The sequence below is a fragment of the Kitasatospora aureofaciens genome, from assembly GCF_001188955.3.
Classification (GTDB): domain Bacteria; phylum Actinomycetota; class Actinomycetes; order Streptomycetales; family Streptomycetaceae; genus Kitasatospora; species Kitasatospora aureofaciens.
Genome location: NZ_JPRF03000001.1, coordinates 19,495 through 32,542, shown reverse-complemented (window position 1 = coordinate 32,542; position 13,048 = coordinate 19,495). Strand labels below are relative to the sequence as shown.

General features: G+C 73.4%; 15 protein-coding genes. 7 read left to right on the top strand and 8 right to left on the bottom strand.

Annotated features, from left to right (window positions below; translation table 11 throughout):
• The first annotated feature begins 45 nt into the window (after positions 1 to 45).
• The 3 genes from HS99_RS00170 (at position 46) to HS99_RS00165 (ending at position 2,085) form a co-directional block, all read left to right on the top strand.
• A complete protein-coding gene (locus HS99_RS00170) occupies positions 46 to 1,263 on the top strand; it encodes a cytochrome P450 (protein WP_030285142.1) in 1,218 nt (405 codons plus the stop codon).
• Positions 1,264 to 1,482: 219 nt separating this feature from the next.
• The gene (locus HS99_RS44410; RefSeq protein WP_157881785.1) at positions 1,483 to 1,650 is read left to right on the top strand and encodes a hypothetical protein; all 168 of its coding nucleotides are present in this window, start codon (positions 1,483 to 1,485) and stop codon (positions 1,648 to 1,650) included.
• Between the two features lie 99 nt (positions 1,651 to 1,749).
• Positions 1,750 to 2,085, top strand: coding sequence for a hypothetical protein (locus HS99_RS00165; protein WP_046385760.1), 336 nt, complete (start codon positions 1,750 to 1,752; stop codon positions 2,083 to 2,085).
• An 84-nt stretch (positions 2,086 to 2,169) separates the two neighbouring features.
• On the opposite strand, the gene HS99_RS00160 is transcribed toward HS99_RS00165, so the two are convergent.
• Genes HS99_RS00160 through HS99_RS00150 form a run of 3 tightly spaced genes read right to left on the bottom strand, consistent with a single transcriptional unit; the run spans position 2,170 to position 3,025 of the window.
• On the bottom strand, positions 2,170 to 2,454 hold the full coding sequence (locus tag HS99_RS00160) for a DUF427 domain-containing protein (RefSeq protein ID WP_030285137.1): 285 nt from the start codon (positions 2,452 to 2,454) through the stop codon (positions 2,170 to 2,172).
• A 53-nt stretch (positions 2,455 to 2,507) separates the two neighbouring features.
• Entirely contained in the window at positions 2,508 to 2,744 is a 237-nt protein-coding gene (locus HS99_RS00155) for a DUF6296 family protein (protein ID WP_030285135.1), read from the bottom strand.
• Between the two features lie 44 nt (positions 2,745 to 2,788).
• Positions 2,789 to 3,025 (bottom strand): DUF2277 domain-containing protein, encoded by a 237-nt coding sequence (locus HS99_RS00150; protein ID WP_030285134.1) that lies wholly within the window; start codon positions 3,023 to 3,025, stop codon positions 2,789 to 2,791.
• A gap of 169 nt (positions 3,026 to 3,194) precedes the next feature.
• Between HS99_RS00150 and HS99_RS00145 the strand changes: the two genes are divergently transcribed.
• The gene (locus tag HS99_RS00145; protein WP_030550112.1) at positions 3,195 to 4,406 is read left to right on the top strand and encodes an MFS transporter; all 1,212 of its coding nucleotides are present in this window, start codon (positions 3,195 to 3,197) and stop codon (positions 4,404 to 4,406) included.
• 36 nt (positions 4,407 to 4,442) lie between these two features.
• Here HS99_RS00145 and HS99_RS00140 read toward each other — a convergent pair whose 3' ends face one another.
• A complete protein-coding gene (locus tag HS99_RS00140; RefSeq protein WP_030285130.1) occupies positions 4,443 to 5,699 on the bottom strand; it encodes an alpha/beta hydrolase in 1,257 nt (418 codons plus the stop codon).
• A 105-nt stretch (positions 5,700 to 5,804) separates the two neighbouring features.
• On the opposite strand from HS99_RS00140, the gene HS99_RS00135 reads away from it, so the two are divergent.
• A complete protein-coding gene (locus HS99_RS00135) occupies positions 5,805 to 6,263 on the top strand; it encodes a MarR family winged helix-turn-helix transcriptional regulator (protein WP_030550111.1) in 459 nt (152 codons plus the stop codon).
• A 26-nt stretch (positions 6,264 to 6,289) separates the two neighbouring features.
• Here HS99_RS00135 and HS99_RS00130 read toward each other — a convergent pair whose 3' ends face one another.
• The 3 genes from HS99_RS00130 to HS99_RS00120 all read right to left on the bottom strand — a co-directional run bounded on the left by HS99_RS00130 (position 6,290) and on the right by HS99_RS00120 (position 8,942).
• The gene (locus HS99_RS00130; RefSeq protein ID WP_030285121.1) at positions 6,290 to 6,808 is read right to left on the bottom strand and encodes a gamma carbonic anhydrase family protein; all 519 of its coding nucleotides are present in this window, start codon (positions 6,806 to 6,808) and stop codon (positions 6,290 to 6,292) included.
• A gap of 58 nt (positions 6,809 to 6,866) precedes the next feature.
• Positions 6,867 to 8,201 carry a serine hydrolase domain-containing protein gene (locus HS99_RS00125; protein ID WP_051835455.1) on the bottom strand — a complete coding sequence of 445 codons (1,335 nt, stop codon included), beginning with the start codon at positions 8,199 to 8,201 and terminating at the stop codon, positions 6,867 to 6,869.
• 174 nt (positions 8,202 to 8,375) lie between these two features.
• Positions 8,376 to 8,942, bottom strand: coding sequence for a DJ-1/PfpI family protein (locus HS99_RS00120; protein ID WP_030285115.1), 567 nt, complete (start codon positions 8,940 to 8,942; stop codon positions 8,376 to 8,378).
• Between the two features lie 331 nt (positions 8,943 to 9,273).
• On the opposite strand from HS99_RS00120, the gene HS99_RS00115 reads away from it, so the two are divergent.
• Positions 9,274 to 9,822: an RBBP9/YdeN family alpha/beta hydrolase gene (locus HS99_RS00115; RefSeq protein ID WP_030550109.1), complete on the top strand. Its 549-nt coding sequence runs from the start codon at positions 9,274 to 9,276 to the stop codon at positions 9,820 to 9,822.
• 4 nt (positions 9,823 to 9,826) lie between these two features.
• Complete coding sequence (locus HS99_RS00110) at positions 9,827 to 10,450, top strand: hypothetical protein (RefSeq protein ID WP_141763623.1); 624 nt, start codon at positions 9,827 to 9,829, stop codon at positions 10,448 to 10,450.
• Between the two features lie 119 nt (positions 10,451 to 10,569).
• Here HS99_RS00110 and HS99_RS00105 read toward each other — a convergent pair whose 3' ends face one another.
• Positions 10,570 to 12,879: a transglycosylase domain-containing protein gene (locus tag HS99_RS00105; RefSeq protein ID WP_050366987.1), complete on the bottom strand. Its 2,310-nt coding sequence runs from the start codon at positions 12,877 to 12,879 to the stop codon at positions 10,570 to 10,572.
• Positions 12,880 to 13,048 lie beyond the last annotated feature (169 nt).

Sequence of the window (13,048 nt, the reverse complement as noted above, 5' to 3'; positions counted from 1 at the left end):
GGACACCGCGACACCAGCACACCGCGACGCGAGGAGACCCCCACCGTGACCACCACACCCACCGCCCAGGCCGTCCCCCTGCCGGCCCCGCACTCCAGCGGCTGCCCCTTCGCCCCGCCGCCGGCGTACACCGAGGCCGCCGCCACCGGCCCGATGACCCGCGCCGACCTGCCCGACGGCAGCTCGTGCTGGCTGGCGACCGGCTACGCCGAGGTCCGCACCGTCCTGTCCGACCGCCGCTTCAGCGCGGACGTGCGCCACCCGGCCTTCCCGCTGCTGGTCCCCGGCAGCCGGGAGACGCTGGTCACCGACAATCCGAGCTTCCTGCGGCTGGACGACCCCGAGCACGCCCGGCAACGCCGCATGGTCACCGGCGACTTCCTGGTCAAGCGGGTGGCCGCGCTGCGCCCGGACATCCAGCGGATCGTGGACGAGGCGCTGGACCGGATGACCGAGGGCCGCACCGAGGCCGACCTGGTCACCGAGTTCGCGCTCCCGGTGCCCTCGTTGGTGATCTGCCTGCTGCTCGGGGTGCCGTACGAGGACCGCGACCGCTTCCAGTTCCTGAGCCGCACCCTGCTCAGCCGGGAGAGCACCATGGAGCAGCTCAAGGCGGCCCGGGACGAGGTCCTGGAGTACCTGCGCACCCTGGCGGCCCGCAAGCGCGAGCAGCCGGAGGACGACATCCTCAGCAGGCTGGCCGTGCGGGACGACCTGACCCTGGACGAGATCGCCAGCACCGGGGTCCTGCTGCTGATCGCCGGGCACGAGACGACCGCGAACATGATCTCGCTGTCCACCGCCCTGCTGCTGGAGCAGCCCGAGCAGATCGCCAGGCTCGCCGACCCGGCCGCGCTGCCCGGCGCGGTGGAGGAGCTGCTTCGCCTGCTGACCATCGTGCACACCGGGCTGCCCCGGGTGGCGCTGGAGGACGTGGAGCTGGGCGGCGTGACGGTCCGGGCCGGGGAGGGCGTGATCGCGATGGTCTCCACCGCCAACCGGGACGAGGAGGTGTTCGGCGGCCCCGACCGGCGGCCCACCGACGAACTGGACCTGGAGCGCGACGCCCGCCGGCACATGGCGTTCGGCTTCGGCGTGCACCAGTGCCTGGGCCAGCCACTGGCCCGCGCCGAGTTGCAGATCGCCCTGGAGACCCTGTTCCGACGCCTGCCCGGCCTTCGGCTGGCCGTCACGCAGGGCGAGCGGGAGTTCCGTACGGAATCGTTCATCTACGGGATGCGGTCGCTGCCCGTGACCTGGTGAGCGCGACCGGGGCGCTGCTCGGGAGCGGCGGGCGGCGGGCGGCGGGGCGGCAGCGAGCGGCGGCGGTGGTCGCAGTGGCGGAAGTGGCGGGGGCGGGCGGGTCACCCGACTGGCCCCTGCACCGCGCGGGAGGCAGGCTGGAGGGGCGACAGACAGACCCGGTCCAGCCACGCCTCCGGCCCCGGCGTGCCGGGACCGGCCGAGGAGACGGAGCCCGCGATGACCGACATGAGCGAACGCTCCGAAGTGAGCAGCACCGCCCACGAGGAGGACGTCCGCGCCGCAGACCCCGAGGAGGGCATCACCTCGATGCAGAACCTGCACGCACAGGACACCTCCCCGGCAGAGGGCGACTCCACGCCGGACGAACCCGGCGCGAACAACTGACCGTCCGCCACACCGATCCGACCGCCCGGCGCGACCGGGCGGTCCCTGCGACCGCAGGTGTCGCTGCTCGGCGGCCCACCGGCGGGGGAGGATAGGCGCATGACCGAACACGATCAAACCAGCCGACAGGCCCGGCCGGCCGCGGACCCGCGAACCTCGTGGGCGACCTGGACCACCCAGTCGATCATCAGCGGCCCCGGCGGGGTCACCACCGCCGAGGTCGGGCCGATCTCCGGCGACCTCACCGTGCACACCACGTGGGTGGACGGCGAGGCCCGGCTGACCGTCCAGTACACCGGCGCGCTCGACTGGTACACGGTCTCCGGCAGTCCGGTGCCCGCGGCGGACGAGGCCACCGCGCGGGCCGTCCACCAGGCGATGGTGAACGGCGTCAAGGAGGGGCGCGGCGCGGTCGCCCCGCCCCCGGCCGTCTGACCAGGCCCCCGCTCCCGGTGCCCGACCGCTGCGGTCGGGCACCGGGAGCGGGGTGGTACGCCGGGAGCGGGGTGGTACGGGGCGCTATTCGGTGATCTCCACGCCGCGCCAGAAGGCCACCCGGCCCCGGACGTGCTCGGCCTCGGGCTTCGGGTCGGCGTAGTACCAGGCGGCGTCCGGGTTGCTCTGCCCGGCCACCTCCAGCGTGTAGTAGTTGGCGGTGCCCTTCCAGCCGCACACCGTGGTGGTGTCGGACGGTCGCAGGAACTCGGCCCGGACGGAGTCGACCGGGAAGTAGTGGTTGCCCTCGACGACGACGGTGTCCTCGCTCTCGGCGACGACGGTTCCCTGCCAGATCGCTGTGGTCATGGGGCGATTGTGCCCCACGCCCCGCCCCGCGGGCGGGCGTTCGAGGGCAGACCCTAGGGCAGCGGGTGGGCGTGCACCGGCATGTGCGGACTCTGCTGGCCGCCACTGGCGAGCATCCGCACCTCGCCCGCGTCACTGATCTCGGCCCGGACGATGCCGGTGTCGTCCTCGTACACGGGGTGCCCGCCCGGACCCTTGGCATCGGTCCGAGCGACCACGACCACGTCCTGCGGGGCCTGGGTACCCGGCGTACCGGGGAAGGTGAGGGCGTAACGGTTGGCGGGGTTCATCACCGGCTCCTGCTCCCTGTGGGCGGCCCGTACGCGCCGGGCGCTCAGACGGTGGCCTCGGCGGCCCGGGCGTGCGAGCCGCGGATCTCCAGCTCGTCGAGCAGCCTGGCGGTGGCTTCGGCGACCGCGTCCACGGCCCGGTCGAAGGCCTCGCGGTTGTGCGCGGCCGGGGCGCGGAAGCCGGAAACCTTGCGGACGTACTGCAGCGCGGCGGCGCGGAAGTCCTCCTCGTCGGCGTCCGGTGTCACGGGCGGTCGCAGCGTCTTGATGTTGCGGCACATGTCCCCAGTCTCCCGCGCCGCGGCCGCATCGGCGACCTCCTCCGGTCAGCCGACCCCCGTTCGTCACACAGGGCTCACGGGGGTGTCATCCGACCCGATTAGGATGCCCGGTGAACGAATCCCCCGCCGCGTGCCGTCCCGGCGCGGGCATCACCCCGGAGTCACCCCCTTGCCCCTCGCGCTGTTCGCGCTGGCCGTCACCGCTTTCGCCATCGGCACCACCGAGTTCGCCGCCATGGGGCTGCTCCCCCAGGTCGCCGACAGCCTGCACGTGTCCATCCCGCAGGCGGGCTGGCTGATCTCCGCCTACGCGCTGGGGGTGGTGGTCGGCGCGCCGCTGCTCACCGCGCTGGCCGCCGGGAGGCCCCGCAAGGCCGTCCTGGTGGCGCTCGCCGGGCTGTTCGCGACCGGCAACCTGTTGTGCGCGCTGGCCCCCGACTTCTGGACCCTGGCCGCCGCCCGGTTGATCACCGGACTGCCGCACGGCGCCTTCTTCGGGGCCGGCGCGGTGGCCGCCGCCGAGTTGGTGGCGCCGGACCGGCGGGCCCGGGCGGTCGCGGTGATGTTCTCCGGACTGACCGTCGCCAACATCGTCGGCGTCCCGGCCGCCACCCTGCTCGGCCAGCATCTGGGCTGGCGGGCGACCATGCTCGTGGTGGTGCTGATCGCCGCCGCCGGGACGCTCGCCATCGCCCGGCTGGTGCCCGTCCTCCCCTCCCCCGCCCAGTCCGGACTGCGGCACGAACTGCGGGCCTTCCGCAGCGGGCAGCTGTGGCTGGCGCTGGCCACCGTGGTGCTCGGCTGCGGCGGACTGTTCGCCTGCTACAGCTACATCTCGCCGCTGCTCACCGAGGTCTCCGGGTACGCGAGCGGCTCGGTGACCCTGGTGCTGGCACTGTTCGGCGTGGGGATGACGATCGGCAACGTGCTCGGCGGGTTCGCCGCCGACCGGGCGCTGCGTCCGACCGTCTGCGCGGCCTTCGTGCTGCTCTCGGCCGCCCTGGCACTGCTCGCGGTGACCGCGCACGCCCGCTGGTCGGCGGCCGTCACGGTGGTGCTGATCGGCCTGTTCGGCTTCGCGATCGTCCCGGCGGTGCAGACCCTGGTCATGCAGAAGGCGCGCAGCGCGCCCACCCTGGCCTCGGCGACGGTGCAGGGCGCCTTCAACCTGGCCAACGCCCAGGGGGCCTACTTCGGCGGGCTGGCGCTGGACGCCGGGTTCGGCTGGACCTCGCCGACCCTGGTGGGCTCGGGCCTGGCCGCCTCAGGCGCCGTCGTCGCGGTGCTGGCCTGGGCCGCCGACCGGCGCCCGCCGGCCCCCGCGCCGGTGGAACCGGCGGCGGTGGAACCGGCGGACGCGGCCCTGGCCCCGGCGCCGTAGCCCGGCCGCCCGGCGAACTCCGCCGTGGTCCGGCCCTCAGCCCCGGCGGAGTTCGCCGAGCGCCGACGGGGCCGCGCCGAGCCACCAGGAGGGATCGGCCGTGCCGTCGGTGGTGCGCCCGTCGCGGTGGACGTAGTGGCGCACGTCGCGGCCCGGGTCGGCGAACTCGCCGCCGAGGGCGCGCTCCAGCCACTCCGCGCCGAAGCGGAAGGCCTCGGCCGCCACTCCGCCCAGCGGGTGGAACTCGTCCTCGTAGACCCGCAGCTCCTTCGGCGCCCGGATGCGCTCGAAGCTCTCCAGGGCCTGGCCGAGGTCGGTCAGCTCGTCGAACTCGCCGATGCCGTACAGCACCGGGCAGGTGATGTCGGCGACCAGGTCGCCGAGCGGCATCCGGTGGGCGAGGTCCCGGTCGAAGGCCTCCTCGTCGGTGTACCCGGCCATGTACATGTAGTTGTTCTTGAAGGTCGGCTGGGCGCGCTCGAAGATCGTCGCGAAGTCCCCGGTGACAGCCTCGAAGGCGGCGAGCGCGGCCAGCCGGCGGTCGGTGGCGGCGGCCCGGGAGCCCCAGTAGCCGCTCATCGAGATGCCGAACATGCCGATCCGCTCCGCGTCCACCTCCGGGAGCGAGGACAGGTGGTCGAGGTAGCGGCCGATCGCCCGCTCGTAGTTGCCGAGGTCGACGGTCAGTCCGCCGGCCCGGCTCTCACCCTGGCCCGGGCCCTCGATGGACAGCGCGACCATGCCCCGCGAGGTGTAGTACCGCTCGGCCGCCCAGATGTAGTCCTCCTTGATCATGTCCATCCCCGGGCCGAGGATGACGGCGGGCGCGTTCTCGACCGGGCCGGCCGGCAGGTGCAGCAGAGCGAAGATCCGTGAGCCCTCGAAGTCCAGCACCACTCGCCGGACCCGCCCGTCGCGCAGGGCGCCCAGCCGCTCCACGCAGTGGTTGGCGTGGGCGCGCATGGCCGCCTTGCGCGGATCGGCGGCGTCGAAGATCGAGTACTGCGCCCGGCCCCACATCACCGCCGCCCGCAGGTAGAGGTCGGCGGCGGTCTGCGCGAAGCCCCCGCGCTCGTGGTGCGCGGCGCGCTCCTCGGCCTGGCCGGCCACCGTGGCCCACGCCTTGGGCAGCATCGCACCGCTCCTGACCAGCGCGAACACCTTCGCGAAGTCGGTGTGGTCGTGGCCGAGCTGTTCCATGGTCCCGACAGCCTCGGGATGCAGGGCGTCGAAGCCGCCCTGGGCGAGGGCGATGTCCAGGGCCCAGCTCTGGCCGGTCGAACGGATGGTCATGACGGTCTCCTCCCGGAGAGGGATAGATAAGTACTTAGTGATTAAGTACTTATTCATTAAGTACTGAGGCTAGGCTGCTGTCAACCCACCGAGGAGGAACCGCCCATGACCGAGCCGCCGCCCACGCCCGGACGCGCCCAGGCGCTCGACCGCCTGGCCCGCGCCGCCTACCGCCTCAGCGCCGCCGACGCCCGACTGCGCGGCCGCGCCACCCGCACCCCGGGGGCCCTCTCCCTCACCCACGCCCGGGCCCTGCGCACCCTGGCCGACCGGGGGCCGCTCACCATCACCCAGCTCGCCGCCGGCACCGAGACCACCGGCGCCGCCACCACCCAGCTGGTGAACGGCCTGGTCAGTGCCGGTTACGTCACCCGCACCCGGCCACCCGAGGACAAGCGCTCCGTCCTGGTCGCCCTCACCGAAGCGGGCCGCGACCGCCACCGGCAGCGCCAGCAGGCCCTGGCCGAGGCCCTGCACAGCGACCTCGGCGACTACGACGAGGAGGCCCTCGACCGGGCCGCCGAGGTACTGAACCGGCTGTCCGCCGTCTACGACCGGCTGTAGCGGCCGCGGGAAGCGTCGGACCGGCCTCAGATCTGCCGGTGGGCCTCGGCGAGCAGGAGGTAGCCCTCCCCGTTGGCCTTGATGCCGCCCTTCTCCTCCTCGGTCAGCGGGCGCCGGACCTTCGCCGGGACGCCCGCGACCAGGGAGCCCGGCGGCACGTCCATGCCCTGGGTGACCACGGCGCCGGCGGCCACCAGGGATCCCGCGCCGATCCGGGCGCCGTTGAGGACGGTGGCGTTCATCCCGACCAGGACGTCGTCCTCGACGGTGCAACCGTGCAGCACCGCGTTGTGGCCGACCGAGATGCGCTCGCCGACCACCAGCGGGAAGCCGGGGTCGGCGTGCAGGGTGCAGTTGTCCTGGACGTTGCTGCCCGCGCCGACGGTGATCGACTCGGCGTCGCCGCGCAGCACCGCGCCGTACCAGATGCTCGCGCCGGCGGCGACGGTGACGTCACCCACGACGACGGCGTTGGGGGCGAGGAAGGCGCCGGGGTCGACGGCGGGCGCCTTGCCTCCCACGGTGGCGATCAGCGGTTCTGCCATGGCTCTCGTCCTCCTGGCGGCGGTCGACGGTCTGTCGCCGGTCAGCGTAGGGGGCCGGTCACCGCGCGGTGCGGGCGAGGTCGGATGCGGGGCCCGGTACGGCGGAGAGGCCCGGTACGGCGGAGGGTGCGAGCGCCGGGGCCTGGGGGCCGCACAGGGCGATGCCGGTCAGCTTGTCCCAGGCGGCGTTGGCGGCCGTCCCGTCCCTGACGTCGTAGACGGTGATCGAGGCGGCGAACTGACGCCTGCCGTCCGCCGAGCCGAGCATCAGGGTGCTGTAGCCGGGGATGCCGCCGGCGTGGCCCCAGAAGGTGCCGCACGGGGTGTCCACGCGCTGGAGGCCGAGGCCGTAGTTCCGACCGCCGCCGATCCGGCTCGTCCGCTGCATCTCGGCGAGTTGGGCCGGGGGCAGCAGACGGCCGCCGAGCAGGGCGGCGATGAAGGTGGTGAGGTCGGCGGTGGTGGAGATGCCGGCGCCTGCGGAACCGGCCATCGAGGGGTCGAGCAGGGTGACGTCCACCGGGCCGGTGGCCGTTCTGAGGTAGCCGTGGGCGTGCGGGCCCGGCACGAAGGGCGAGTTGCCGGGCATCGTGGTGCCGGTGAGGTGGAGCGGGCGGATGATCCGGCGGGTGACCTCCTCCTGCCAGCTGTGGCCGGTGAGCTTCTCGATGATCATCCCGATCAGCACGAAGTTGGTGTTGGAGTAGGCCCAGTCCTGGCCCGGAGGGAAGGCCGGCGGGTACCTGTTCGCGATGTCGACCAGGTCCTGGAGGGAGTACGGCTGGAAGCGGCGGTCGGTCAGCCAGTCCGGGTCGTTGGGCTCGAAGGCCGGGTCCTGGGTGTAGTTGGCGACGCCGCTGGTGTGGTCGAGCAGCTGCCGGACGGTGATCGCGGTGCTGTTGGGGACGACGCCGGGCAGCAGGCACTCCAGCCGGTCGTCGAGGTCCAGCCGCCGATCGCCGACGAGTTGGAGCAGGGTGGTGGCGACGAAGGTCTTGGTGGCGCTGCCGATCCGGAAGCGGCCGTCGGGGTCGGCGGGCCGGCCGCCGCCGAGGGCGGCGACACCGGAGGCGTTGCGCCAGAGCAGTCGGCCGTCCTCGCGGACCGCGCCGAGGGCCGAGGTCGCGTAGCCGGGGCCGGTGAGGCCGGCCAGGGCAGAGTCCGCGGCGGCCCAGCCGGCGCGGCCCTCGGCGGAGTCCGTCCGGTCGGCGCGGTCCGCGGCGGTGAGGTGGAGGGCGCCGTGGCAGCCGGAGGCCGGTGAACGGTCGGCGGCCTGGGCGACGGCGGCCGGGGCGAGGGTGGCCAGCAGGCCCGCGCCGGCGGCGATCGTGACGGCGGCGCGCAGCACCGGCCGGCGGAACCGGCGGCGGGGGGCGGTCGGATCGGCGGTCATGCCGTTCTCCCTGGTTCGAGGCCACCGGAGTCCCCACAACTCCGACCGTTCAGAAGGCTGTTGACAGCATGGCAGGGCGATCGGCGGCGGTCATCGGCCTGGAGGAGGGCGCGCGCCCCTGACCGCGCCCCGGAGCCGTACCCCGAGATTCCTCGGGGTACGGCTGGACGGCGATCAGCTGAGCGGGGCCTTGGTGCGCAGGACCTCGATGAAGGCCCGCAGCCACGCCGGGTGGTCGGGCCAGGCCCGGGCCGAGACGACCACGCCGTCCACCACCGCCTCGCCCTCCACGAACTCGGCGCCCGCCGCAGTGATGTCCGGGGCGAGCGCCGGGTAGGCGGAGGTGCGGCGGCCGTCGAGCAGCCCGGCGGCGGCGGTGATCAGCGGGCCGTGGCAGATCTGGGCGACCGGTTTGTCCCCCTCGAAGAAGTGCCGGGCGATCCGCTGCACGTCCGGGTCGTTGCGCAGGTACTCGGGAGCGCGGCCGCCAGGGATGACCAGGGCGACGTAGGCGGCCGGGTCGACGTCGGCCAGGGCGAGGTCGGCAGGCCAGGTGTAGCCGGGCTTCTCCGTGTACGTGTCGTAGCCGTCCACGAAGTCGTGCACCACGAACTGCAGGCGCTTCCTCGTCGGGGCCGCGATGTCGACCTGGTAGCCCTCCTCGCGCAACCGCTGGTACGGGTAGAACACCTCCAGCGACTCGGCGGCGTCCCCGGTGACGAGCAGGATCTTCGATGTCATCGCCGACATCCCTCCACGTGATCGAGCGTCAGGCCTGCTACCGGCCCGGGCGGTGGTCGCCGCAGCTCGTGCCCGGTCCAACCTCCCCTACCGGCCCAGCCGTTGGCAACACGGCGCACCGGGCGTACGGCGGCGCGGCACCCGGCTCGCGCGCCGGTCGCGAGCCGTGCGCGCCGGGTGCGGCGGCAGGTGCGGCGCCCGGCTGCGGCGCCGGAGCGGGCGCGGCCTAGACTCTCGTGCCGACCGTCCACCGACCGTCCATCGACCGCCCCCGTCCGCTCACCGGACGTCCATCACCCGCAGCCCGTCCGACCGCCTCCCGGAGGAGCCCATGCCTGACCGGATCACCTACCTCGTCGTCCCCGGCTACCAGAACTCCGGCCCCGCGCACTGGCAGACCCGCTGGGAGGCGGCCGAGCCGGAGGCCTTCCGGCGGGTCGAGCAGGCGGACTGGGACCACCCGGAGCAGCAGGACTGGGCGGCCCGGGTGGACGCGGCGGTGGCGGCGGCCGCCGTCGAGGGGCCGGTGGTGCTGGTCGCGCACAGCCTGGGCTGCATCACGGCGGCCCGCTGGGTGGCGGGGGCGTCCAGCGAGCGGACCGCCGCCGTGCGGGGCGCGCTGCTGGTCGCCCCGGCGGACGTCGACACCGCCGAGGTGCCGGAGCTGCTGGGCTTCCGGCCCGTGGCGCTGGAGCGGTTCCCGTTCCCGACGGTGGTGGTCTCCTCCACCGACGACCCGTGGGTGACTCCGGCCCGGGCCCGGGAGTTCGCGGCGGCCTGGGGCGCCAGCCACGTCGAGGCGGGCGCGTACGGGCACCTCAACTCGGAATCGGGGCTGGGCGACTGGCCGGAGGGCCGGAAGCTTCTCGCGGAGCTGTGACCACATGACCGGGGGGACGATGAACGAATGCCGGACCAGCCGGACACCACGAGCCAGGCGCGCCCTCATCCGGGTGCTGCTGGCCTGCGGGGCGGTGGCCGTCCTGCTGTACACCGAGGGGCAGTGGGAGAGCCGCTCGGGCGGCCTGATGCTGGTCGCCGACCTGTTGAACCGGCCGGAGCTGCTGCTCGGCGGCGCGCTGGCCGCGCTGATCGCCGCCGCCTGGCTGAGCGACCGCCGCACCGCCGTACGGGCGGCCTCCCGGGCGGTCACGGTGACGGCCGGGGTGGTGTTCCTGCTCGGCGCGCTGGCCGCGCACAAGGTGTCGGCGGCCGAGACCCGCAGCCGGGAGGACGCCCCGGCCGGCGCGCAGCGGACCCTGGTGGTGGTGCACCGCTCGTACGGCTCCGGATCGCAGGCCGGCGAGCACTGGCATGTGCTGCTGGAGAGCGGCGAGGGCTGGTCGGCCCGGCGCTGGCTGCTGGCTGACGTCGGCGGCGCACCGGACGGCGCCCGGCTGGTGGAGGCCAGTTGGACCGGGCGGGAGCAGATCACCGTGGTCACCGACTCCTACCGGCGGGTGTTCAACCTCGACCAGGACAGCGGCGAGCCGGTCGAGGCGCGGTAGGACACCGGTTCGGGGCGGTGGCGCCGTCACGGGCGCGGGACGGCGCCGCCCTCAACGCACTGCAACCGGCCGCCCCGCCTGAGCACGGGCGCCCAGGCGGGCGGCGGCCGTCGGGGGGCTCACGGGTCCGAGGGGTCCCCGGGGTCCGGCGGGGTGGTCGGGGTGTAGCGGCCGGACGGGGCGCCGGTGGACGGGTTGGTGCCGTGCGGCCGGCCGGTGCTCCCCGGGCCGGGCGCCCCGGTGCAGGTGGCCTGGCCGGGCGGGGTGCCGGGGGTGGCGCAGCCGGGGTCGTGCTTGACCGGGTCCGGGATGTAGACGGTGGTGAACTCCTTGTCGGCCATGGTGCGGACGGCGTCGCTCATCGCCTTCTGCCAGATCGGCCCCGGGCCGGTCGCTCCGAACACCTCGGCCTGGTACTGGCCGCCGATCCGGATGTTGCGCATCGGCACCTTGGTACCCGGGCTGCCGAGCCAGACCGAGCCGGCCAGGTTGCCGGTGTAGCCGGTGAACCAGGCGGACTTCTTCTCGTCCGTGGTGCCGGTCTTGCCGGCGATCTGGCGGTCGTCGTCCAGCCGGAGGTCGCGGGCGGTGCCGCCCTTCTCGGTCACGCCCAGCAGCACGCTGTTGATCACGTCGGCGGTGTCGGTGGACATCACCTGGTTGCAGCGGGCCGGCGGCACCGGGACGTCCTTGCCGTCCACCGTGGTGATCCGGTTGATCGCCAGCGGCGCGCAGTAGTCGCCCCGGGCGGCGAAGGTCGCGTAGACGTTCGCCATGGTCAGCGGGCTGACCTCCTGGGTGCCGAGGCCGAGGGCCGGCACCTCCTGGAGCGGGTCGCCGCTCGCCTTGCCCGTCACGCCCAGCTTGTTGGCCATCTGCTTGACGGCGCAGAGCCCGATCTCCTGCTCCATCTGCACGAAGTAGGTGTTCACCGAGAGCGCCATCGCCTGCTTGAGCGCGTACGGGCCCTTCTCGCTCGGGCTCTCGTTGGGGATGACCCCGTCCTTCCTGCCCTTGTTGAGGTTCTTCCAGGTGCCGTCGCAGGTCGTCATCGTCGGCCAGTCCATCCGGTTCGGCGAGTCGTACTGCTGGGTGGCCGGCAGCCCGGCCTCGAGGGCGGCGGCGGCCACGATCGGCTTGAAGTTGGAGCCGGGCTGGAAGCCGACGCCCCCGCCCATCGCCGCGTCCACGTTGAGGTTGACGACGGTCTGGTTCCTCTCCTTCGCCAGCCCGTAGGGGCGGGTCTGGGCCATCGCGAGGATCTTGCCGGTGCCGGGCTCGACCATCGTCATCGCCGCCGAGACCGGGTCGGTGACGTACACCTTGGTGGAGACGGCGTTCTGCGCGGCGGCCTGCTTGTCCGGGTCGAGGGTGGTGTAGATGTTCAGCCCGCCGGTGTCCCAGAGCTTCTTGCGGTCGGCGGCGCTCTTGCCGAAGGCCGGGTCCTGCTTGACGACGTGCCGCACGTAGTCGCAGAAGAAGCCCATCCCGGCCTGGGCGGTGATGCAGCCGTTCTGCGGGTCGCGGTAGTCGAGGCCGAGCGGGGCGGCCTTGGCCTCCTTGGCCTGCTCGGCGGTGATGTGCTTGTTCTCGACCATCTTGTCGATGACGGTGTCCCGGCGCTTCTGGGCGGCCACCGGGTGCAGCTTGGGGTCGTACTGGGACGGGTTCTGCACCAGCCCCGCGAGCATCGCCGCCTCGGGGAGGGTGAGGTCCTTGGCGTCCTTGCTGAAGTAGCGCTCGGAGGCGGCCTGGATGCCGTACGCCTGGTGGCCGTAGAAGGTGATGTTCAGGTAGTTGGTGAGGATCTGCTCCTTGGGGAGGTCCTCCTCCAGCTTGATGGCGTACCGGAGTTCCTGGATCTTGCGGCCGAGGGTCTTGCGCTGGGCCTCGCGCACCGCCACCGGATCGTCCCCGGCCATCTCGACGTTGACGTTCTTCACGTACTGCTGGGTGAGGGTGGAGGCGCCCTGCACGGCGGCACCGCTCTCGGCGTTCTTGGTGATCGCCCGCAGGACGCCCTTGAGGTCCACCGCGCCGTGCTCGTAGAAACGCGCGTCCTCGATGTCCACCTGGGCCTTGCGGATCAGCGGCGACATCTGCTCGGCGGTCAGCACGGTGCGGTCGCGCTCGTAGACCTTGGCGATCAGGCCGCCCTTGGCGTCGTAGATCTGGGTGGCCTGGGTGAGCGGCGGGGTCTTGAAGTCGTCGGGGATGCTCTCGAAGCCCTCGGCGCCGTTCTTGGCGCCGAGTCCGACCGCGCCGGCCCCCGGGAGGATCAGGCCCGCCAGGAGGACGCCGCCCAGCACGCTGGAGCCGAGGAAGGTGGCCGCATGGCGCAGGATTCCGAGCGGGGTCTGTCGGCGCCGGGGGCGCGGTACCCAGGTGTCGCCCGGGTCCGGGGCAGGTATGCGGCTCTTCGGTGACATAGTTCGAACATTAAGGCCGTGAATCCCAGTGGCGGGCGGCGTGTTGGCGAACTATTGTCACAAAATCGCGACAGGTTCGACTCATGTGCGGGGGTCGAATGGAGGTCCACGAAGGGACAAGGGCCGTTCGTCCACAGCCCGTTGTCTCCCCCGTGTCAACCTCCCACCC